This window comes from Streptomyces sp. NPDC016640, from assembly GCF_043076215.1.
GTDB lineage: Bacteria > Actinomycetota > Actinomycetes > Streptomycetales > Streptomycetaceae > Streptomyces.
Genome location: NZ_JBIBRG010000013.1, coordinates 167878 through 189650, shown reverse-complemented (window position 1 = coordinate 189650; position 21773 = coordinate 167878). Strand labels below are relative to the sequence as shown.

At 73.2% G+C, this 21773-nt stretch carries 21 protein-coding genes; 12 read left to right on the top strand and 9 right to left on the bottom strand.

What is annotated here, in order from left to right; translation table 11 throughout:
• Positions 1-5 precede the first annotated feature (5 nt).
• The 3 genes from ACF07S_RS25385 to ACF07S_RS25375 all read right to left on the bottom strand — a co-directional run bounded on the left by ACF07S_RS25385 (position 6) and on the right by ACF07S_RS25375 (position 1742).
• On the bottom strand, positions 6-482 hold the full coding sequence (locus tag ACF07S_RS25385; RefSeq protein WP_391963207.1) for a VanZ family protein: 477 nt from the start codon (positions 480-482) through the stop codon (positions 6-8).
• A gap of 80 nt (positions 483-562) precedes the next feature.
• On the bottom strand, positions 563-1225 hold the full coding sequence (locus tag ACF07S_RS25380) for a DUF4230 domain-containing protein (protein WP_391963206.1): 663 nt from the start codon (positions 1223-1225) through the stop codon (positions 563-565).
• A gap of 136 nt (positions 1226-1361) precedes the next feature.
• Positions 1362-1742, bottom strand: coding sequence for an anti-sigma factor antagonist (locus ACF07S_RS25375; RefSeq protein ID WP_391963205.1), 381 nt, complete (start codon positions 1740-1742; stop codon positions 1362-1364).
• A 362-nt stretch (positions 1743-2104) separates the two neighbouring features.
• Here ACF07S_RS25375 and ACF07S_RS25370 point away from each other — a divergent pair, with 362 nt between their 5' ends.
• Genes ACF07S_RS25370 through ACF07S_RS25350 form a run of 5 tightly spaced genes read left to right on the top strand, consistent with a single transcriptional unit; the run spans position 2105 to position 6392 of the window.
• Entirely contained in the window at positions 2105-3799 is a 1695-nt protein-coding gene (locus ACF07S_RS25370) for an ATP-binding protein (RefSeq protein ID WP_391975188.1), read from the top strand.
• Entirely contained in the window at positions 3796-4206 is a 411-nt protein-coding gene (locus tag ACF07S_RS25365; RefSeq protein WP_391963203.1) for a roadblock/LC7 domain-containing protein, read from the top strand. Before ACF07S_RS25370 ends, ACF07S_RS25365 begins: the two co-directional genes overlap by 4 nt.
• Positions 4203-4574, top strand: a complete 372-nt coding sequence (locus tag ACF07S_RS25360; protein WP_391963202.1) for a DUF742 domain-containing protein — start codon at positions 4203-4205, stop codon at positions 4572-4574. The genes ACF07S_RS25365 and ACF07S_RS25360 overlap by 4 nt, the downstream gene beginning before the upstream one ends.
• Positions 4555-5160 (top strand): ATP/GTP-binding protein, encoded by a 606-nt coding sequence (locus ACF07S_RS25355; RefSeq protein WP_391963201.1) that lies wholly within the window; start codon positions 4555-4557, stop codon positions 5158-5160. The genes ACF07S_RS25360 and ACF07S_RS25355 overlap by 20 nt, the downstream gene beginning before the upstream one ends.
• Positions 5157-6392, top strand: a complete 1236-nt coding sequence (locus ACF07S_RS25350; protein WP_391963200.1) for a cytochrome P450 — start codon at positions 5157-5159, stop codon at positions 6390-6392. Before ACF07S_RS25355 ends, ACF07S_RS25350 begins: the two co-directional genes overlap by 4 nt.
• A gap of 40 nt (positions 6393-6432) precedes the next feature.
• Here the strand turns inward: ACF07S_RS25350 and ACF07S_RS25345 are convergent, their stop codons facing one another.
• Positions 6433-7464, bottom strand: a complete 1032-nt coding sequence (locus tag ACF07S_RS25345; RefSeq protein ID WP_391963199.1) for a 7-epi-alpha-eudesmol synthase — start codon at positions 7462-7464, stop codon at positions 6433-6435.
• A 317-nt stretch (positions 7465-7781) separates the two neighbouring features.
• Between ACF07S_RS25345 and ACF07S_RS25340 the strand changes: the two genes are divergently transcribed.
• Positions 7782-8174 (top strand): VOC family protein, encoded by a 393-nt coding sequence (locus tag ACF07S_RS25340; RefSeq protein WP_391963198.1) that lies wholly within the window; start codon positions 7782-7784, stop codon positions 8172-8174.
• Positions 8175-8243: 69 nt separating this feature from the next.
• Here ACF07S_RS25340 and ACF07S_RS25335 read toward each other — a convergent pair whose 3' ends face one another.
• Positions 8244-8546 carry a DUF4235 domain-containing protein gene (locus ACF07S_RS25335; RefSeq protein ID WP_391963486.1) on the bottom strand — a complete coding sequence of 101 codons (303 nt, stop codon included), beginning with the start codon at positions 8544-8546 and terminating at the stop codon, positions 8244-8246.
• 84 nt (positions 8547-8630) lie between these two features.
• Positions 8631-9659, bottom strand: coding sequence for a glutathione S-transferase family protein (locus ACF07S_RS25330; protein ID WP_391963197.1), 1029 nt, complete (start codon positions 9657-9659; stop codon positions 8631-8633).
• Between the two features lie 136 nt (positions 9660-9795).
• On the opposite strand from ACF07S_RS25330, the gene ACF07S_RS25325 reads away from it, so the two are divergent.
• Both ACF07S_RS25325 and ACF07S_RS25320 read left to right on the top strand, forming a co-directional pair.
• On the top strand, positions 9796-10728 hold the full coding sequence (locus ACF07S_RS25325) for a cation diffusion facilitator family transporter (RefSeq protein ID WP_391975208.1): 933 nt from the start codon (positions 9796-9798) through the stop codon (positions 10726-10728).
• Positions 10729-11014: 286 nt separating this feature from the next.
• Positions 11015-11566: a flavoprotein gene (locus ACF07S_RS25320; RefSeq protein WP_391975187.1), complete on the top strand. Its 552-nt coding sequence runs from the start codon at positions 11015-11017 to the stop codon at positions 11564-11566.
• Positions 11567-11783: 217 nt separating this feature from the next.
• Here the strand turns inward: ACF07S_RS25320 and ACF07S_RS25315 are convergent, their stop codons facing one another.
• Together ACF07S_RS25315 and ACF07S_RS25310 are read right to left on the bottom strand one after the other, a co-directional pair.
• A complete protein-coding gene (locus tag ACF07S_RS25315; protein ID WP_391963195.1) occupies positions 11784-12446 on the bottom strand; it encodes a DUF4232 domain-containing protein in 663 nt (220 codons plus the stop codon).
• Positions 12447-12458: 12 nt separating this feature from the next.
• Complete coding sequence (locus tag ACF07S_RS25310; RefSeq protein WP_391975186.1) at positions 12459-14837, bottom strand: SpoIIE family protein phosphatase; 2379 nt, start codon at positions 14835-14837, stop codon at positions 12459-12461.
• Between the two features lie 288 nt (positions 14838-15125).
• On the opposite strand from ACF07S_RS25310, the gene ACF07S_RS25305 reads away from it, so the two are divergent.
• The 4 genes from ACF07S_RS25305 to ACF07S_RS25290 all read left to right on the top strand — a co-directional run bounded on the left by ACF07S_RS25305 (position 15126) and on the right by ACF07S_RS25290 (position 20211).
• On the top strand, positions 15126-17369 hold the full coding sequence (locus ACF07S_RS25305; RefSeq protein WP_391975185.1) for a glycoside hydrolase family 9 protein: 2244 nt from the start codon (positions 15126-15128) through the stop codon (positions 17367-17369).
• 219 nt (positions 17370-17588) lie between these two features.
• On the top strand, positions 17589-17834 hold the full coding sequence (locus ACF07S_RS25300; protein ID WP_391963192.1) for a hypothetical protein: 246 nt from the start codon (positions 17589-17591) through the stop codon (positions 17832-17834).
• A 3-nt stretch (positions 17835-17837) separates the two neighbouring features.
• Entirely contained in the window at positions 17838-18215 is a 378-nt protein-coding gene (locus tag ACF07S_RS25295) for a toxin Doc (RefSeq protein WP_391963191.1), read from the top strand.
• A gap of 352 nt (positions 18216-18567) precedes the next feature.
• On the top strand, positions 18568-20211 hold the full coding sequence (locus ACF07S_RS25290) for an RICIN domain-containing protein (protein ID WP_391975184.1): 1644 nt from the start codon (positions 18568-18570) through the stop codon (positions 20209-20211).
• 54 nt (positions 20212-20265) lie between these two features.
• On the opposite strand, the gene ACF07S_RS25285 is transcribed toward ACF07S_RS25290, so the two are convergent.
• Positions 20266-21435 carry a lactate 2-monooxygenase gene (locus ACF07S_RS25285; RefSeq protein WP_391963189.1) on the bottom strand — a complete coding sequence of 390 codons (1170 nt, stop codon included), beginning with the start codon at positions 21433-21435 and terminating at the stop codon, positions 20266-20268.
• Positions 21436-21773: the final 338 nt, after the last annotated feature.

The following is a 21773-nucleotide window of genomic DNA, read 5'->3' as shown; positions in this document are numbered from 1 at the left end:
GGGTCTCAGGCCTCGGGTTCGCGCGCGTGCACGGTCCGGCCGAGGCGCCGGCCCACCAGCAGGTAACCGATCAGCGCCCCGCTGCTGTTCAGGATGACGTCGTCGACGTCGAAGGCGCGTCCGGTCACCAGGAGGCCCTGCGCGCACTCCACCAGCAGCATCACCACGGCCGTCAGCACCAGCACCCGCAGGAACCCGCGCGTGCGCGGTGCGACGACCGGCGCGAGGACGCCGAAGGGCACGCCGAGCAGGATGTTGCCGCCGATCTGGCGCACGGCGTCGCGCAGCCCGGGCTGGTCCAGATACGCCCGCAGGGAGCGGCCCGGGTGCAGGTTGGTGTGGGTCAGTGCCTCCGAGGCGGGGGAGGGCTGCAGGGTGAGCCGGGCCAGCACGACCGCGAAGACGACCATGAACACAAAGGCGCACAGCATCGCCAGCAGCCGCAGGGGCAGGGGGAGCGGACGTGGGGCGGCGCGTGCCATCTGATCCTCCAGTGGTCAACTTCGATGTGTGCTGAGCCGGTTACCCCCGTCGGCGGCCGTCATACAGAGGCCGGCGCGGGTCAGTCGCCGTAGGTGACCCGCACCTTCTCGAACCCCAGCGAACGCAGCAGGCCTTCGAGCATGTCCGTGGTGTTGGTCTCGGCCCGGGCGGTGAGTCCGCTCTCCTTCGCCGCGTCGCCGATGTGCCGCGCCGCGAGCTTCTGCACGGCCTGTTCGCCGTTGGGGTTGTCCGAGAAGAGGTCGCCGAGGCGGTCGAGCAGGCCGCGCTGCTTGGAGACGGCGTAGGAGCGCTCGGGGTCCAGGGCCGGTGTGCCCAGGCGGGCATGGGGCAGCCGCAGCGTGGCGGACGTACGGTCCTCGTCGACCCGTACGTCGTCCTCGTCCAGCGAGCCCAGGTCGACATAGGCGTCGACGGTGCCGGCGCCCACGTACAGCGTGCGGCTGCCGCGGACGGCGTCGGGCAGGAACCTCGTGTCCTTCTCCAGGTCCACCACCACCTGGAAGTTGCCCGTGGCGGCCTCGTAGCGGCTGATGTCCTGGACGGATTCCAGGAGAGCGGGGCCGGAACGGTCCCGGGTCTCCGTGCCGAACAGGTCCTTCAGTCCCGGCAGCACGCTGAGCCGGATTCCGGCGAACAGCACGGCGAGCAGCACCACCACGGCGCCGAGCACCTTCACCCAGCCCGGCACGCGCCGCGGCGGCGCCTTCACGGGAGCAGTCATGGCAACGGCCCTCCTTTCTCCCCTGCGCATGCCCCTTGGTTCCGCTGCCAGACACAACGGTTGGGGAGCGGAGGACCGCACCGGAAGCACGAAGGGGCGCGGCGGGCATCCGGCCCGGCGGCGACCGGGGACGCCGTCACGCCGGGCCGGAGGCGGACCCGGGCTGCTCCAGGGCCGCCTCCAGCGTCGGCCACGGGGGCAGCACGCGGGACGCGCCGGTGATCCGGAGCATGCGCAGGGTCAGCGGGTGGGCGCAGACCAGGCGCAGTCGGCCGGACCCGTCGGTGACGCGGCGCCGGGCCCGGTACACCAGACGCAGACCGGACAGGTCGAAGAACTCGACGTGGGTCAGGTCGATCACGATCCGGACGCCCGGTTCGGCGGTCGCCATGTCCAGGTGGGGGACGATCTCCGCGGCCGCGGCGATGTCGATCTCACCGCGGAACTCCAGCACCGTGTGCCCCCGGTCCTGGCGGACGCGCAGGTGCCGGGTCAGCGGTGCAGGTTCGTACCGCACGACGCCATCGCCTCCAGCTTGCTCCGTGCAACGGGGAGGGGATCGGCTCCAACACCGCTTCCCCTCCTGCAAGTTACCCCCGGTCGAGTGCATTGCAGCATGTTCGATTGTCATATGTCTTCGAATTGCGACCGAGTTCTTCCGAACTCGCCCGGCCGGCCGCACGGCCCCTCTTCGGAGCGTGACGGAATCCTCACGTCGGGCAGCCGGCGAACTTGATCCGCAAGGCCTTGAACCGGATAAGCTCCTTACCAGCGCTGCGAGTTGACCCTCATCACGACAGGTGGCTCCGCGGTGCGCACCCATGAGTGTGGCCCCCTTGCACACCCCCCGTTTCGATCGTGTCGCTCCGAAGGATGCAGATGGAACTCGCCACTCCGCCACCGGCGGCGCGGCCCCCTGTCGCCCGGTACGGCTGGTGGCTGATGCCGCTCGGCCTCGGCGGCGGAACGATCGCCGCCGCGTCGATGAGTTCGGACGGGCTCACCACGGCCGTCCTCGGCACCGCGGCGACGGCGGCCTGCACCGTGTGCGTGCGGTTGATGCTCCGCAGCCGGGCCCGGCTGCTGCGGTCCGAGGCCGCCTTCCGTACCGCGCAGGCCGAGCACACCCAGCAGTGGCAGCAGCACATGGCGGGCCAGGAGCGCAAGCTCGCCGCCGAACGCGCCGCTCGGGAGGACGCGTTCGCCGAGCAGGGCGCCGCCTACGAGGCCCAGCTCGCGGACCACTCGCGGGCGTTCGAGGAGCGGCTGGCCGAGCAGGCCAGGACCCATGAGGCCCGGCTCGCCGAACGGACCGAGGCGTGGCAGGAGCAGCTGTCCCATCAGCTGGCCGCGATCACCCGCCTTGCCGACGAGCAGCTCCCCGAGGCGATCGGCCGGCTGCGTGCCGGTGACGCCATCGACGACCTGCTGCCGAGCGTCGAGGGGTGCGCGGAGGCCGGCGCCGGTCTCCGGGCCGAACTCCGCAAGATCCTGCGCGTCGCGCTCATCGGCCTGGAGGAGGAGTTCGACCGCTCCACCTCCGCCGAGCAGGCCGTCATCAGCATCGGCAACCGCATCCACGTACTGACCAGCAAGCTCCGCGGCCGGCTGCACGAGATGCAGGGCGAGCACGGCCGGCTCCCGGCCGTCGCCCGGGGGCTGATGGAACTCGACCAGGAGATCGGCCCTGCCGACTGCCTGGCCGCGAGCATCGGCGTCCTCGGCGGATCGGACCGGCCCGGCAGGCAGTGGCAGGAACCGCAGCGGCTGCTGAGCGTGGTGCGCGGCGGCATCGGCCGGATCAAGGACTTCCACCGCGTCCGGCTGAGCCGGCTGCCCGAACTCGGCGTGGACGGCGGCCTGGTGGACCACCTCACGTTGATCTTCGCCCACCTCCTCGACAACGCGGCACGCTACTCGCCGCCCACCGAACCCGTGGTGGTCTCCGGCCGCGAGGTCCCCAACGGTGTGGGCATCGAGATCCAGGACTCCGGCAAGGGTCTGAGCGAGGAGAAGAAGCGCGAGGCCGAACACGCCCTCGCGGGCACCTCGCCCGGTGCGGGCATCGGCGGCATCACCGAGGACGCGAACATCGGCCTGCGGGTCGTCGGCATCCTCGCCCGCCGCTACGGCATCAGCGTCACCTTCGCGGACTCACCGTGGCTCGGCACCTCCGTGGTGGTCGTCGTACCGCACAAGTACTTCAGTCCGCTGCCCACCACCGCCACGTCCACCGCCGCCGAGGCCCTCACCGCGGCGCCCGGCGGGGCGCCGGTCCCCCCCGCCGGAGCGCCCGCGGACGACTCCGCCGGCACCACCCCCGGCGGGCTGCCCCGGCGCCGCAGCGGCAGGCGGTCCGCAACGGACACCCCGCAGCCCGCCGGGCGGACCGGGCCCGGGCAGCACGGCACCGTGTCCGTCGTACCGCCGGAGGCGTCCTTCGCCGGCCTCGCCGCCTTCGCCACCGCCGGACGCGGCACCGACCGGCTGCCGCGTCCGGCCGGCGGCCCCGACATCCCCACCGGACGTGAGTCCACCGAGCACCGCACCGAAGAGAGCGACCAGACCACATGACGCACCAGGGAACCGACGTGAGCTGGGCGCTCCGCGATCTCGTCGAGAGCATCCAGGAGATCCGCTTCGCCCTCGTGGCCTCCAGCGACGGCAAGGCCATCACCTCCTACGGCGCCGAGGACCCCGACGACGTGGACCGCTTCGCCGCCGTGGTGGCCGGCCTGCAGGCCCTGGCCCAGCCGGTCGCCGAGCAGTTCCCCGCGTACGCCGGACAGTTGCGGCTGGCGATGATCGAGGTCGACGGCGGTCATCTCTTCGTGGTCCGGGCCGGAGTGGAGACCTATCTCGGCGTCCTGGCGCGGGAGGGCCTCGACCAGGGGCTGCTCGGACACCAGATGAGGGACCTCGCCCGCAGGATGGGTGAGCTCCTCGGCACCACTCCGCGCCTGGAGGAGCACTCTGGATGAGTGCTCCCCGCCGGCCGGCGGACCCGTCCGGTCTCGAGCGCTACTACGTCCTCACCGGGGGGCGCAGCGGACCGGGCGATTCGGCGGCCGGCCTCGACGTGGCGACCCTCGTCGTCTCCCGCTCCCAGCCCGTCCCGGGGCTGCAGCACGAGCACGAGGAGATCGTCCGGCGCTGCCGGGAGCCGCTCTCGGTCGCCGAACTCGGCGCCCACCTGGGACTGCCGTTCAACATTCTCGCGGTGCTGCTGTCGGACCTGCTGGACGCAGGCCGTGTCGAAGCCCGTGACCCCATCCCGGCACACGTGGCCGGCCGCGGGCCCGACCTTGCGCTCCTCGAGGAGGTACTCAGTGGACTTGAAAGGCTTTGACCGACCCGGTCTGCACGCCGGCGGGGACATCCGCTCGGTGAAGGTGATGATCGCCGGAGGTTTCGGCACCGGAAAGACCACCATGGTCCGCTCGGTCAGCGACATCAGGCCGCTGACCACCGAGGAGACCCTGACCCAGGCCAGCGCCGGCGTCGACGACCTCATCGGGGTCGCCGACAAGTCGCAGACCACCGTCAGCCTGGACTTCGGCAAGATCGGCCTCAACGACAGCCTGATGCTGTACCTGTTCGGCACACCCGGCCAGGAGCGGTTCTGGTTCCTGTGGAACGGGCTGTTCAAGGGGGCGCTCGGCGCGGTCGTCCTGGTGGACACCCGGCGGCTGGCCTCCAGCTTCCGGGCGATCGAGGAGATGGAGCGGCAGAAGGTGCCGTTCGTCATCGCCCTCAACGTCTTCCCGGACTCCAGGGACTACCCGGTCGAGGAGATCCGGGACGCCCTGGACATCCCCGCGCACATCCCGGTCGTGTCCTTCGACGCCCGCGACCGTGCCGCGAGCCGCGATGTGCTCCTCGCCCTCATCCGGCACCTGAAGGAACGCTCGGCCGTCGCCGTGGAGTCACGATGAGCGCCCCCGAGGCCCCCCGCGGCTGCCCCGTGGCCCACCACGGCGCGGAACCCACCCGGCTGTACGGCCCCGAGGCGGCCACCGACCCGGTCGGCATCTACGAGCGGCTGCGCGAGGAGCACGGCTCGGTGGCACCGGTGCTCCTGGAGGGCGAGGTGCCGGCCTGGCTGGTGCTCGGCTACCGGGACGCCCGGCGGGTGCTGGACAACCCCCGCCAGTTCAGCCGGGACGCCCGGATCTGGCGGGACTGGCTCGACGGCCGCATCGAGGAGAGCTCACCGCTGATCCCGATGGTCGCCTGGCGTCCCGACTGCGTCTCCCAGGACGGCGAACCGCACCGCAGGCTCCGCGCGGCCGTCACCGACGCCCTCCAGGCGGCGGCCGGCCGCGGCATCCGCCGGCACGCCACGCACTACGCCAACAAACAGATCGACGCCTTCGCGGACGCCGGACGCGCCGATCTGGTCGGCGACTACGCCGAGTACCTGCCGATGCTGGTGCTCAGCCGCCTGCTGGGGCTGCCCGAGGCGGAGGGACGCGATCTGGTCGAGTCCTGCGCCCAGGTCCTCAAGGGCGGCGGGGACGCCGTCACGCACGACGGGCGCATCCAGCGGATCCTCGGGGAACTCGTCGTGCGCAAACGCACCGAGCCCGGCAGCGACCTGGCCACCGCCCTGCTGGAGCATCGCGCCGGGCTGGACGAGGAGGAGGTCGTCAGCCATCTGCGTCTGGTGCTGATCGCCGCGCACACCACCACCAGCAACCTGCTGGCCCGGGTGCTGCAACTGGTCCTCACCGACACCTCGCGGCTCTCCGGACTGATCAGCGGTCAGCTGAACATCTCCGCGGTCGTGGAGGAGGTCATGTGGGACAGCCCGCCGCTGGCCGTCCTGCCGGGCCGCTTCGCCGCCAGCGACCTGGAGCTCGGCGGTCACCGCATCCAGGAGGGCGACCTGCTGGTGCTGGGCCTCGCCGCCGGCAACCAGGACCCCGAGATCCGTCCGGACACCGGGGTCTCCGTCCAGGGCAACCAGGCCCACCTCGCCTTCAGTTCGGGCCCCCACGAGTGCCCCGGGCAGAGCATCGGCCAGGCCGTGATCGAGATAGCCGTCGACGTCCTGCTGCACCGGCTGCCCGGACTGCGGCTGGCGGTGCCTCCGGAGGAACTCAGGTCCACCGCCTCCACCTGGGAGTCCCGACTGGACTGTCTGCCGGTCGAGTTCGGCGCGTGAGGTCGCTGCCCGGTCCCGGTGACCGGGCAGCACGGCCGTCTCACACGGTCAGCAGGTCGTCCACCGAGCCCCGCCCGGCCTGCTCCGCGGTGGCCACCGGGCCCTCCTTGGACGCCGCGTACCGGCCGGTGGTCAGCGCCCACTCGTAGTTGCCGTTGATCCAGTGCTGGATGGCCTCCACGCCTTTGCGCACCCGGTCGCGTTCGTCCGCGTCGAGCCCGAGCTCGTCGCACATCGCGGGCACCCGGGCCTCCAGTTCCGCGTACTCCGTCAGGCACGCGGTCGTCATGGAGTACGCCTCGGCGGCGGCCTCCTCCCAGGAGCAGCCCCGCTCCCGGTGCAGAACGGCGATGAGGTTGTGTCCGTCCCCGCGGCGCCGCTCCCGCTCGAAGGAGTGGATGTCGTTCATGAACCCGATGGCGTCGGCGGCCAGATCGCGCAGGCGCTCCATCAGCGGATGCGCCATCGCCTGCGCCGGAACCTCGAAGCCGCGGCTGCGTTCGCCCGCGTCGATGCTGTGGTGGATGCCGACGGTACGGCGCCGGAAGGCGGCGTACTCCTCCAGGTCCAGGGTCCCGGCCAGCCCCCGGGCCGCCAGATCGACCTCCTCGCAGTGCGCCACCAGGAAACGGCCCCAGGAGGCCGCGAACCGGGTCCTCCACGTCAGGGACATGCCATGCGAAAGGTGATCCCAGACCTGGGCCCAGGCCACGGTGACGGGGCAGGCGACCCTGGGCGGGCTCCCCGCCGGACGCAGCGGAATCACGATGAGTTCCCGGGCCACCTCGGCTATGCGGTCCGCGCGGTCCGGCCGGCCGGCGTCGAACTGGTCGTCGAACAGGAAGGCGAGGGAGAACCAGTTCATCAGCACCACCATGTCCTCGGCCGAGGCGTGCGGATAGGTGCGGGCGGCGGCCTGGGGCAGGTCCCAGGTCTTGTACTCCTCGAATCCGGCCCGGCTGCGGACCAGGCCCATCTCCCACACCCAGCGCAGGTGGCGGGCCCGGGCGTACTCGAGATGGTCGCTGACGGGGGTGTCGAAGGGGAGATCGAACCGGACGTCCTGAGGCATGTGCTTCCTTTCGGGAGACGGAGCGCAGAGTCCCCCGGCCCTGCGGGCGAGCGGCCGTTGCGGCCGTCGGCGCACTCGAACTCGACTGCTCGGTACGGAAGTTGGACCGAGAAGCGGTACGAGGACGCCCTCAGCGTAAATGATCTACACCGCGCTCCGTCGCCGTGTCCGCGACTGCCCGGGGCGATGTGGATCACGTCCCCCGGCCCGTCCCGAGCCGGCCGCCCCGGCACCCGACTGAATCCGCCGAGCGGGGACAGGTGTCACCTACCGGGCGGGGCAGGAACGCCCCGCGCGCCGGACCGCGAGGAGGAGACATGGCACTGGTGACTGCGGGCGTGGTGGTGCTCGACTGCGCCGAACCCGAAAAACTCGCCGAGTTCTACAGGGAGTTGCTGGAGGCGGAACAGGTTCACGCCAACGCCAACCGGGTGGAGATCCGGGCCGCCGACGGCTTCCGCCTGGCGCTGCGCCGCGACGTCAACGCGACCACGCCGAGCTGGCCGCGCCCGGAGAACTCCCTCCAGGCGCATCTGGAGTTCGTGGTGGACGACCTGGACGCGGTGGAGCGCCGGATCGTCGGCCTCGGCGGCCGCCCGATGGAGTCGGGCGACGCGTCGGGGCCCACCGGGGAACGCGGCTACGCCGACCCGGCGGGCCACTCCTTCATCCTCCGCCGAGGCACCCCCACGGCGCCCAAGCAGGGGTGACGCCCGCCCGCGGCGACGGCGGGGAGCCGTACGGACACCGTTGACGTCAACGGTGTCCGTACGGACGGGTCAGTCGCGGCCGCCCTTCTCCGGGACCGGCCAGACACCCGTGGAGCGTTCGATGGCCTGGGCACCCGCACGGTCCACGGCACTGCGCACCACCGCGAAGATGGCGCCCTGGATCGCCGCGGCCAGCAGGATCTCGCCCCAGCGGCGGTCGCGGTCCAGCGCGTCCGGCGCGTTGTCCTCGTGCCGGATCACCTTCCACGTCTTCTGGAAGGCCATCCCCGCCACGGTGCCGCTCGCCCAGCCCAGCGCGAACCCGATGGGCTTGTACGCCATCGGCAGCTTCTTCTTGGTCTTCTTGCTCATCTTCGCCACGTCAATCTCCTTGTTGGGCTTCGTCGTTGCGTCGGTGGGTGAATGGATGGTCGTGCCGGGGCGGGCGGGAGGCGTTCAGGGGCGGCCTCGGGCCGCCACCTCCTCGCCGGCCGGCACCGGCCCCGGTGGCGTGCCGTCGCCGAACGGCCGGCCGCCCAGCTCCGCACGGTGATGGGGGGTCGTCCAGCCGGACAGGTCGGGACCGAGGGGCACGATGCCGGACGGGTTGATACCGGTGTGCACCTGGTAGTAGTGCCGCTTGATGTGGTCGAAGTCCACGGTGTCGCCGAAGCCGGGCGTCTGGTACAGGTCGCGGGCGTAGGCCCACAGAACCCGGTTCTCCGTCAGTTTCCACCGGTTGCACTTGAAGTGGCCGTGGTACACCGCGTCGAACCGCACCAGTGTGGTGAACAGCCGGATGTCCGCCTCGGTGATGGTGTCGCCGACGAGGTACCGCTGCTTCTCCAGCCGTTCCGCCAGCTTCTCCAGCCGCCGGAACAGCCCCGTGCACGCGGCCTCGTACTCCTCCTGGCCGGTGGCGAAACCTGCCCGGTAGACGCCGTTGTTGACGTCCTGGAAGACGTCCTCCGTCACCGCGTCGATCTCGTCGCGCCGTGACGCCGGATACAGGTCGGGCGCCCCCTCGCGGTGCAGGGCCGTCCACTCGGTGGCGAGGTCCAGGGTGATGCGCTGGTAGTCGTTGGTCACCAGCTGCCCGCTGGACACGTCCACGATCGCCGGCACGCTCACGCCGCCCGGGTAGTCCCTCTCCCGCCGGTCGTAGGCCTCGCTCAGGTACCGGATGCCGAGGACCGGGTCGCGGCCGTCCGGATCCAGGGTGAAGCGCCAGCTGCGGTCGTCCTGGACCGGGTCGGTGACGGCCAGGGAGAGCGCGTCCTCGAGGCCGAGCAGCCGCCGGGACACCAGGGCCCGGCTCGCCCACGGGCAGGCGCGGCTCACCACGAGCCGGTAACGCCCGGCCGCCACCGGCCACCCGTCCCGGCCGTCCGCCGTGATCCGGTCCGCGAAGTGCGCCTTCGACCTCTTGAACGTCTTCCTGCCGTACGAGTTGTTGCCGCCGCCCCCGTCGTCGCGGCCGCTCATGATGGTCTCCTTCTCGCCGTTTCGATGTCCCTGTGACCGCGTTCCCCGTTTTCCGCCGGCGGCACGGTGTGACCTAGGCCGACCGGGGCAATCGGCGGTGGTGAGTACACGATCGGATCGCAGAACCCGCGTCACCGTGCTGGTGGCGCTCGCAGCCAATCTGGTGATCGCGGCCGCCAAGGCGGTCGGCGGTCTGGCCGCGTCCTCACCCGCGCTGCTGTCGGAGGCGGCGCACTCGGTGGCCGACAGCGTCAACGAGGTGTTCCTGCTGGCCGCCCTGCGGCGCAGCCGGCGGCCGGCGGACCGGCGGCACCCGTTCGGCTACGGCAAGGAGCGGTTCTTCTGGGCACTGCTCGCGGCCGTCGGCATCTTCGTGATGGGCGGCTGCTTCTCCTTCTACCAGGGTGTCGAGGCCCTGCGGAACGGCGGCGGGGAGCACGGGAGAAGCGGATATGTGGCCGGACTGGTCGTGCTCGGTGTCGCCCTGCTCGCCGAGGGCGGCTCGCTGTTGAGGGCCCTTCACCAGGTGCGCGCGCAGGGCGACACGGGCAAGGCGCTGCGCGATCCGGCGCTGCGCACGGTGATCGCCGAGGACGGCACCGCGGTGGTGGGCGTCACCCTGGCCATCGCGGGGATGGCGCTGCACATGATCACCGGGCGGGTGGAGTGGGAGGCCGGGGCCTCGCTCGCCATCGGCGCGCTGCTGGTGTACGTCGCCTTCCGCCTCGGGCGCGACGCCCGGGACCAGCTGATCGGCGAGGCCGCCGACCCGGAGGCGAGCCGGCGGATCCGGGAGCTGCTCCGGGCCCAGCCCGAGATAGACAGTGTGGAGGCGCTCCTCACGATGAAGACCGGCCTGGACAGCACGCTGGTGGCCGCCCGCGTCGACCTGGTGCCCGGTCTGGACAGCGAGCGGGTGGAGGAGATCGCCGTACGCATCAAGCGGTCCATCGTCCGCACCGTTCCCGAGGCGGAACAGGTCTTCCTCGACATCACCGAACGCGGTTCCCCGGAGGCGCGGGAGGCGTGGGAAAGCCCCGCCGCCACGAGGGAACGCGGCGAGGCCTGACGCCCGTGCGCGCGCGGTCCGGTGCCTCACGCGCACCGGACCGCGAGGTGCCCCGGATCCAGCCCTCGTGCCGGTCCGGCGCCGGCGGGAGGACGGGGACCCCACGGACCGTCATGTCCCGCTCGGCGGGCCCGTCCTCCGCTCCGGCCGGGCTGCCGCTGCCGGCCCCGCGGCGGGTGCGGCGGCGGACAGCGGGAGCGGGGTGCGGTGGTCGCGCAGGGCGGGATCCCGGTGCCCGCCGGCCGTGACGGTCCATCGGCTCCCCGGGAGTGACTAGGCTCTCCGGGTGACCGAACAGGCGGAGAAGCAGGACAAGCGCCCCAAGCCCTTTCTGTACGTCGTGGTCTGCGCCGCCGGTGTCGCCGTGGACGTCGGCGAACTCATCACCCGCGCACGGGAACGCGGCTGGGAGGCCGGAGTCATCGCGACACCGGCCGCCGTGAACGGTTTCCTCGACACCGCCGACGTCGAGGCGCGGACCGGCCGCCCGATCCGGTCCGCCTGGCGGACCCCCGGGGAGCCGCGCCCCTTCCCCGCCCCGGACGCCGTGGTGGTCGCACCCGCCACCTTCAACACCGTCAACAAGTGGGCGGCCGGCATCGCGGACACCCTCGCCCTGGGCACCCTGTGCGAGGCGGCCGGACTCGGCGTGCCGATCGCCGTCCTGCCGTGCGTGGCCGACGCGCTGGCCGCCCACCCCGCCTACCGGGAGAGTCTCGTCCGGCTGCGCGGGATGGGCGTGCGCTTCGGCGATCCGTACGCGGGGGAGACCGGCGCGGACGGCTCACGGCCGGAGTTCGGCTGGGAGCGTGCCCTGGACCTCCTGGGGCGGCGGTGACGCGCACCCGGCTTCGCGTGCGCACCGGCACGTACGCTCCCCCGTCGACCACCCGTCCGCGTCCCGCCCGCTGAACCGGCGGGCGCCGGGGGCGGGCCGACGTGGCCGGTGACGAGGCGGGTGAGGCGTTCCGCGCCCCCGGACGGCCCTCGCCCGGCCGCTCCACCGGGACACGGTCCCGCACCCGGCCGCCGGCCGCTGGGGGAGGGCCGCGGGGTCAGGGACCGCTGCCCGGCTCCAGCACGCCGAGGAACACCGACGAGGCGTTGCCGGACACCGGGACCTCGCCGGCCTTCCACGGCACCCGCAGCGGGACCCGCTCATCCGGTGGGGTGACGAGGAGAGCCGCCGGGACGGCGGTTCGGGCGCCGCTGACGCCGGGACTCGCATACCGCAGCCCCGCCCAGGCGCTCTCGCCGGGCGCCAGGGTGACGGTCGCCGCGTCGCCGGGGGCGCGCCGGGGGTCCGGTCCCAGCCGCTCGCCGGCCGCGTCCACGAAGGCGGCGCCCGGATAGCCGTACAGGGTGCAGGCGCGGGAGGAGACGTTGGTCAGCACGACGGGGAAGTTGCGCTGCCCCGCCCCGGGATCCATACGGCCGACGGCGGCGCTCAGCTCGGGGGTGCGGCACCGTGCCCCCGGGCGGTCCGTGCGCCCGGTGGCCGTCGGGGCCCGGTCGCTCGGGGAAGCGGTGACGTCACCCGCGACGGTGCCGCTGCGCACGGCGCCGCCCGGCGAGTCCGCGGCCGTCCGGCCGGCGGACGCCGGGGGCCGTGGAGAGGCGTCCGCGGTGCCGCCCCGCGTACCGCAGGAGGTCAGCGCGCCCAGAACGGCCAGCGCCGCCACCACCGACGCCGTTGTCCGCCGTGACCTGCTCGTCATGGTTCACCCCACTCACATCTCGTCCGACAGGGTCAGTTCCGACCAGATGGTCTTGCCGTCGGCCGTGTGCCTGCTGCCCCAGCGCTGGGTGAGCTGGGCGACCAGCAGCAGACCCCGGCCGCCCTCGTCCCAGGTCTTGACCCGCCGCAGGTGCGGGGCCGTGTGACTGGTGTCGGACACCTCGCAGATCAGCGTCGCGGCGTCATGGATCAGCCGCAGCCGGATGGGCGGGGTCCCGTACCGGATCGCGTTGGTGACCAGCTCGCTCACCACCAGTTCCGCGGTGAACGACGCCTCGGTCAGCGCCCACGCGGCCAGCTGGTCGACGACCTGCTTGCGGACGGGGGCGACCAGCGCCGGGTCCGCGGGGATGTCCCAGGTGGCGACCTGCGCGGACGGCAGCCCGTGGGTGCGGGCCAGCAGCAGGGCCACGTCGTCCGTCGCGCCGCCCGGTGCCAGTACGGTGTGCAGCACGCGGTCGCAGGTCTCGTCGAGCGGACCGGCGGCACCCGCCAGCGCCTCGCGGAGCAGGGCCCGACCCGCCTCGGTGTCCCGCCCGCGGGACTCGACGAGTCCGTCGGTGTAGAACGCCAGCACCGTGCCCTCGGGCAGCTCCAGCTCGGCCGACTCGAAGGGCAGCCCGCCCAGGCCCAGCGGCGGCCCGGAGGGCAGGTCGAGGTACCTGGCCGGGCCGCCGGGCGGAATCAGGACCGGTGCGGGATGCCCCGCCCGGGACAGGGTGCAGCGCCGTGACACCGGGTCGTAGACCGCGTACAGGCAGGTCGCGCCGACCTCGCCGGAACCGGCGTCGCCGGACGATTCGTGCGACAGGTGCACGACCAGGTCGTCGAGGTGGGTGAGCAGTTCGTCGGGGGCCAGGTCGATGTCGGCGAGGGTGCGCACCGCGGTGCGCAGCCGGCCCATGGTCGCGGAGGCCTGGATGCCCTGGCCGACGACGTCCCCGACCACCATGGCCACCCGCATGCCGGACAGCGGGATCACGTCGAACCAGTCGCCGCCCACTCCGGAGCGCGCGGCCGGCAGATAGCGGGTGGCCGCCTCCACGGCGGCCGTGCGCGGCAGTGCGCGGGGGAGCAGACTCCGCTGGAGCGCCAGGGTGGTCTCGCGCTCGCGGGAGTACCGGCGGGCGTTGTCGATGCAGACGGCGGCCCGCGCGGTGAGGTCCTCGGCCAGCAGCACGTCGTCGTGGGTGAACGACTCGGGGTGGCTGTGGCGGGTGAAGGCGGCGACACCGAGGGTGACGCCGCGCGCCTGGAGCGGGACGGACAGCATGGAGTGCACGCCGTACTCCCGCACCTGCCGGGCCCGGGCCTCGTCGACCGCGAGCCACGGATCGAGATCGCCGGAGGGCACCGAGGCGACGACGCTGTGGCCGGCCATCAGCGAGTCGGCCTGCGGCGCGGCCGTCGGGTAGACGACCACCTCGCCCACCTCGGCGACCGCCTCGGGGCTGCCGGGGGTGAGGGACTGGTGGGCGACCCGGCGCAGCGAGACCGGCGTGGTCAGCGGCCCGGTGGGCTCGCCCCCGGGCTCCTCCGGCTCCAGCAGGTCCACGCTGACGAAGTCGGCGAGCGCGGGCACGCACACCTCCGCCAGCTCCTGCGCCGTACGGGTGACGTCCAGGGTGGTGCCGATGCGCATGCTGGCCTCGTTGACCAGCTGCAGCCGCTCGCGCGCCCGGAACTGCTCGGTGAAGTCGTGCGCCGTCGCGCACACGCCCCGCACCCGGCCGGACCGGTCGGCGAGCGGCGCGAGCCGGGCCAGCCAGGCGTGCGCGCGGCTCTCGCCGGTCGCCTTCATGTACGTCTGCATCTCGGCCGGCCGGCCGGTGCGCAGCACCTGGCGCAGCTGTCGCTCGAGCTCGGTGTGCTGCGGCCGGCCGCCGATGTCGGTGGGCCTGAGTCCCCGCAGGTGGCCGGCCGGCAGCCCGAGGAGGTGGGCCATGGCGTCGTTGACCCCGCGCAGCCGCAACCCCTCGTCGAAGACCATCGCGGCGCACGGCGACTGGAACACGGCCGTCCGGACCAGCGGGTCGTCGGGCAGTTCGTGGTCCGTGGCCTCCAGCGGGGTGACGGCGAGCCAGTCACCGGGGCCGCCGTCCGCCGGCTGTCTGTGGTGGGCGAGCACCCACGCCGTGACGGTGCCGCCGTCACGGTGCCGCAGCGCGAGGGTGCCGCTCCAGCGGGCGGCCGGGAGCCGGGAGGGTCCCGCACCGTCGGCCAGCAGGCCGGCGGCCGGGTGGCCGACGACCTCCTCGGCCAGGTGACCCAGCAGCAGGCGCGCGCCCTCGCTCCACCGCGCGAGTGTGCCGTCGGGCGCGATGACGGCCCGGGCCGTCACGGCATCGTCGAACGGGTCGTCCGGCCTCATCGTCGCCACTCCATCGCGCACACTCACCGTTAACCGGTGTATCGCCTGGGTTCCAGCCTAGTGGGTCGGGGCCCGGCGCGACCGCGAACCCGCTCCGCCCCGCGCCCGGCACGGGCGGCCGAGGCCGCGCGGGGCGGGCGCGCCGACCGGAGCCGGGCGGCCCCACCAGTCTTGTCCCAACCGTTGACGGACTGTCACAGCTGCCACAACCATGTTCTGCGTACGGAAATGGGAGCGCTCCCAAAATCCGCTCACATCACCCCGCACCTCCCCAAGAGGAGCCCAGACGTGAACAGACGCAGAACCGCTCTGCTGTGCCTGACCGGCCTCCTGGCGACCGCGCTCACCGCCCTGCCCGCCGCGCCGGCCGGGGCGGACGAGGTCGAGCAGGTCCGCAACGGGACCTTCGACACCGGCACCGACCCCTGGTGGGCCTCCCCCGGCGTCACCGCGGGCGCCTCCGACGGCCGCCTGTGCGCCGACGTCCCCGGCGGCACCGCCAACCGCTGGGACGCGGCTGTCGGCCAGAACGACATCACCCTGGTGAAGGGGGAGTCGTACCGCTTCTCCTTCAGCGCCACCGGCTCGCCCGCGGGACATGTCGTGCGGGCGATCGTCGGCCTGTCGGCGGAGCCGTACGACACCTACTACGAAGTGTCCCCGCAGCTCGGCGTCTCCGGTGACACCTACTCCTACACCTTCACCTCACCCGTGGACACCGCACAGGGCCAGGTCGGCTTCCAGCTCGGCGGCAGCGCGGACCCCTGGCGGTTCTGCGTGGACGACGTGTCCCTGCTGGGCGGCGTCGCCCCCGAACCGTACGAACCCGACACCGGGCCCCGGGTCCGCGTCAACCAGGTCGGCTACCTGCCCGCCGGGCCGAAGAACGCCACCCTGGTCACCGACGCCACCGAGCGGCTGCCCTGGCAGCTGAAGGACGCCGACGGCCGGGTGGTCCGGCAGGGCTGGACCGTGCCGCGCGGCGTCGACGGCTCCTCCGGGGAGAACGTCCACTCCGTCGACTTCGGTGCCCACCGCACCCGCGGGACGGGCTACACCCTGGTCGCGGACGGGGAGACCAGCCGGCCCTTCGACATCGACGCGAGCGCGTACGAGCGGCTGCGGCTGGACTCGGCGAAGTACTACTACACCCAGCGCAGCGGCATCGGCATCCGCGAGGACCTGCGCCCCGGCTACGGCCGCCCGGCCGGACACGTGGACGTGGCGCCCAACCGGGGCGACGGCGACGTGCCCTGCCGGCCGGGCGTCTGCGACTACACCCTCGATGTCACCGGCGGCTGGTACGACGCCGGCGACCACGGCAAGTACGTCGTCAACGGGGGCATCAGCACCTGGGAGGTGCTCAGCACCTACGAACGCGCCCGGCACGCCCGCACCGGCGAGGCGGACAAGCTCGGTGACGGCACGCTGAACATCCCGGAGAGCGGCAACAAGGTCCCGGACATCCTCGACGAGGCCCGCTGGGAGCTGGAGTTCCTGCTGAAGATGCAGGTCCCCGAGGGCGAGCCGCTGGCCGGCATGGCCCACCACAAGATCCACGACGAGCAGTGGACCGGGCTGCCGCTGCTGCCGAGCGACGACCCGCAGAAGCGGGAACTCCACCCGCCGACCACCGCCGCCACCCTGAACCTCGCGGCCACGGCCGCCCAGGCGGCACGGCTGTACCGCCCCTACGACCAGGAGTTCGCGGCCAGGACCCTGGCGGCGGCCCGCAAGGCCTGGACGGCGGCCCTCGCCCACCCGGACGTGCTGGCCGACCCGGACGACGGCATCGGTGGCGGCGCCTACCCGGACGACACCGTGACCGACGAGTTCTACTGGGCGGCGGCCGAGCTGTACATCACCACGGGGGAGCGGCAGTTCCAGGAGCACATCCTGGACTCCCCGGTGCACACCGCCGGCATCTTCGGCCCGCTCGGCTTCGACTGGTCGCGCACCGCCGCGGCCGGCCGGCTCGACCTCGCGACGGTGCCGAACGGGCTGCCCGGCCGGGACCGGGTGCGCCGTTCCGTGGTCCAGGGCGCCGACGGCTATCTGGCCACGCTGAAGGCCCACCCGTACGGCATGCCGTACGCGCCGGCCGGCAACGTCTACGACTGGGGCTCCAGCCACCAGGTCCTCAACAACGCGGTCGTCCTCGCAGCCGCCTACGACCTCACCGGCGCCGCCAAGTACCGTGACGGCGCGCTGCAGAGCATGGACTACCTGCTGGGCCGCAACGCCCTGAACATCTCGTACGTCACCGGCTACGGCGAGGTCAACGCGCACAACCAGCACAGCCGTTGGTACGCCAGGCAGCTCGACCCGAGCCTGCCGAACCCGCCCGCCGGCACGCTCTCCGGCGGGCCCAACTCCAGCATCCAGGACCCCTTCGCCCAGTCGAAGCTCCAGGGCTGCACCGGCCAGTTCTGCTTCATCGACGACATCCAGTCCTGGTCCACCAACGAACACACCATCAACTGGAACGCCGCCCTGACCCGCATGGCCTCCTTCGTGGCGGACCAGGGCTGAGGGACCGCCCCGCCGGACCGGCGGCCGAACGGCCGCCGGCCCGTGCCCCACGCGTTCCCCGGTCCGCTCACGAGCGGACCGGGGAACGACGGCGGCGAGAGGCGGACGGGAGCTGCGTCCTGGCGTCGGCCCGGCTTCGAGATCTTCGCCGGTACCCCGCGGTATGCCCACTGAGCTGGGCGTATTTACGCGTGAGTACCCCAGCGGTATCGTAAGGTCATGCCAGCTCTCAACGTGGAGTTCAGCGACCGCGAGCTCGAGGACCTGCGCCAGATCGCCAAGGAGCGCGGTACGTCCATGAAGGCGCTCGTGCGGGAGGCGGCCGCGGCGGACATAGCCCGCCACCGCGCCCTGCAGGAGGGCGCGGAAGCCTTCCGCCGGTTCTTCGCCTCGCACGTCGACGAGTTCGCCGCCGCCTTCCCGGACGACGAACCCTCCGCCAAGGGCGCGGGGCGGGCCGCCTGACCGATGCCACCCGTGCTGCACATCGACGTGCCCTGGCTGCTCCAGCGCCACGAGGAGGTCCTTCCGGACCAGCCCACCGTCAACGACTTCTCCGCCCTGGTCGCCGCCGTCGCCCGCCACCGGGTCGACCCGCCCCGGCTCGGGGTCGACTCCGATCCGGCCTGGCGGGCGGCCGCGCTGCTGCACACCCTGGCCGTCCTGCGGCCCCTGCCCTCGGCCAACGCCCGGTTCGCCTGTGCCACCGCGGTGGCCTACATGTTCGTCAGCGGGGTCGGGATCGACCCGCCCTACGGCGCCCTGGTCGACCTGGCCCGTGATCTGATCGCCGGCGAGGTCGACGTCTACGGCGCGGCCGACCGGCTGCGCTCCTGGCAGATCTGAGCACCCGCCGGGCGGCGCCGGACACCCCTCGCGCCGTCCCGGCCGCGAACCCCGCCGAAACCGGGGCCGAAAGCCGGGAGGAGGGGCGCGCACCGCCTTCCCTTTCTGGCTTTCCGTCAATGGGCGGATCCTGACCAGGCGCCTTGTTGGCCCCGGACGGGTTGTGCGAGAGTGAGCCACCCGTGCGGGGGGCAGAGGCCGGGAGCGCACGCGAGTTGATGAACCGGGTCCGATTCGCCGACGGTGAATTCGCACCCCCCGTGCCACGCCAAAGAGGTATGCACCGATCGGGCTCCTTTTCGGCGTCGCAAACGCTCGAATGGCACATGCGCTGTGGGAAGGAACCATCTCAGTGCACACCCCCCACCCCCCTCGACCTCCGTATCCGCCGCCCGGCGGGGACCCGGGGGAATCCGACGAGTCCCTCGCCGCCCGGCTGCGGGGCCGTCCGGAGGGCGAGGCCGCTCACTCCGTCGCGCTGCTGACGGCGCGGCACTGGCCGTCCATGCAGGACTACGCCGCCGTCTGCCTCGCCTCGTCGGGACAGACCGCCGCCATGGTCACCGCGGCCGCCCTGCACCGGGTCCTGGACCGCGTCTCCGCCGGTGAACCGGCCGTAGCGCTCCGGCCGACGCTGCTGGTGGGAGTGCGGGACACGGTCCGTGAGTGGGCCGCCGACGACCGGATATCCGGAGTTCTGCCGGCGCTGCAGAAACCGGCCGGCGGACGCGGCATGCGCGCGGCGACGACCATGACCCCGGAAAACCGCGTACTCGCTCAGCGGGCATTCCGGTCCCTGCCCGCACTCGCGCGCTGTCTGCTCTGGCACGTGGAGGTCGAGGCCGAGCCCATTTCCGTGCCGGCAGGACTGCTCGGCATGGATCCCGACGTCGCGTCGGGGGCTCTCGAACAGGCACGGGAAAAATTCCGTCAGGGTTGTCTCCAGGCCCATCAGCAACTGGCGCCGACCAAGGACTGCCGTTTCCACAACCGTCTCCTCGACGTCCCCATCCGGCGGGGCGGGGGCCTGCTGCCGGATGTCCGCCGGCATCTGTCGGAGTGCCGTCACTGCCGGCACGCGGCGGAACAACTCGCCCATTTCGAGGGCGCCCTGGGCGCGCTGATCGCCGAGGCGGTGCTCGGCTGGGGGGCCAGGCGCTATCTCGACTCGCGTCCGGGGCGCTCGGCGTCCGGGCCGCGCGGAGGCCGTGCCACCCGGCGCCGGCGCCGGGGCGGAGACGGGCACTCCGGCAGCGGCCGGTACCGCGTGCTGTCCCGCATCCCCGTCCCCGGCCGTCTGGCGGGCATCGGGCTCCCGGACCCGGTGCGCTCCACCAGGACCCTGCTCACCGGCCTCGGCGCCGTCTCGGCGGGGGTGCTGGTCAGCGTGCTCATCGCCGGGTCCGCCACCCCGGACGGCGGCGGGACCGACCCGACGGGCGCCACCGGCACGGCGGACGGCCGCGCGGCCGTGCCGTCCGCGTCCCCGCCCGGTGCCGCGGGTCTGCCCACGGCACCGGGGCGGACCCGGCTGCGCAACGTCGCCTCCGGTCTCTGCCTCGACACCCGGGGCGAGCCCCTGGACGGCTCCGGCACACGCCTGGCCGGGTGCTCCTCGGCGTGGACCCAGCAGTGGACGTACGAGGACGACGGGCTGCTGCGCAGCGTGGCCGACCCCGGTCTGTGCCTGGACTCGCACAAGGACGCCGGTGTCGTCGTCCTCGGCACCTGCGCCGACGCCGGTGACCGGCGGGGCGACGACGTGCGCTACGACCTCACCGTCCAGGGGGAGTTGCTGCCCCGCCGGGACGAACAGCTGGCCCTCGCCCCGTCCACCCCCGACGTGAACGCCGACATCGTCGTCACGGTGCGCGACCGCAGCGTGAACCAGCGGTGGGCGGCCGAACCGGTGCGTCCGGCCGAGGGCTCGCTGTCCATCAGCCGGACGCGGACCCCGCAGGCCCGGCACGCGGCGCTGGCCGAGCCGGTGACGTGAGCGCGCGCGGCCGGGGCGGGGAGCCGGCCGGGAGGGCCGCCCGTCCCGGCCGGGTCAGGCGGTCGTCGTGACGAGGTCGCCGGGACCGACGGTGGCCGGTGTGGCGTGGCCCGACAGGGCGAGGGTGAGGTCGAGCTCGGCCAGCAGACAGCGGATCACGTGTTCCACCCCCGCCCGGCCGTCGAGTCCGAGCCCGTAGACGTAGGGGCGCCCCAGCAGTACCGCCCGGGCGCCCAGGGCCAGGGCCTTGAAAACGTCGTCGCCGGTGCGGACACCGCTGTCGAACAGCACGGTGAGGCGGTCGCCGACGGCCGCCGCCACGCCGGGCAGCGCGTCCGCCGCCGCGATCGCCCCGGCCACCTGACGGCCGCCGTGGTTGGACACCACCACGCCGTCCATCCCGGCGTCGGCCGCGAGACGGGCGTCGTCGGGATGGAGCACGCCCTTGAGCACGATCGGGCCGTCCCAGTTCTCCCGCAGGAACGCCAGATCCGGCCAGGACTTGGCGGGATCGGAGAACATGCCGAAGAAGTGCATCACGGCCGCGTCGGGGTCCTCGTGCACCGGCTTGGCCAGTCCCGCCCGGAAGGCCGGGTCGGAGAAGTAGTTGGCGGTACCCACCCCGCGCAGGAACGGCAGATACGCCTGGTCGAGGTCGCGCGGCCGCCAGGACAGCAGGGGAGTGTCCAGGGTGACGAAGAGCGCCCGGTATCCGGCGGCCCTCGCCCGGTTCAGGAAGCTCCGGGCCACCTCGACGTCCTTCGGCCAGTACAGCTGGAACCAGCGCTCCGCCTCGCCCATCGCCTCCGCGACCTGCTCCATCGGCGTGCTCGAGGCGGAGGACAGGACGAACGGCACGCCCTGTGCGGCGGCCGCCCGGGCGGCGGCGGACTCGGCCTGCGGATGCATGATGGACAGCACTCCGACCGGCGCCAGCGCCAGCGGTGCCGGCAGCGTACGGCCCAGCACCTCCACCGACAGATCACGTTCGTGCACGTCCCGCAGCATCCGCGGCACGATGCGACGGCGTTCCAGCGCGGCCCGGTTGGCGCGCGCGGTGCTGCCGTCCCCCGCGCCGCCCGCCACGTAGCCGACCGGACCAGGGCCGAGGCGCTGCTCGGTCAGCTCCTCGAGGCGGGTCAGATCGGTGGGCAGCCGGGGCACGGCACCCGTCATGCCGTTCAGGTAGATCTCGTACTGGAAGTCGGCCCAGTGCCTGGCCATCCGTCCCCGCCTCTCCTCGTCGGGCCGTGCCGTCCCGACGCATCCTGGCGAGGACGCGCGGGTGCGTCCAGTTCCGGGCACCGGCCGCTGTCCCACGAGGACGCCCGGGCAGCCGTGCCCGGCGAGGACGGCCCCGGGCGGACCGGGACGCTCCACCTCGCCCACGACGTCCTGGACGCGGGTCCCCGCTGCCGGACCGGGCACCGGCCCCCCGGACCGGGTCGTGGCGGGACCGCGGCAAACGCCACCGACGGTGCCGTGCGCCCGCCCGATGCCGTGCGCCCGCCGTCGGCGACGGGCTCGTCCCCTCGGTGGCCGGAGTCCGGGGATCGACGGCC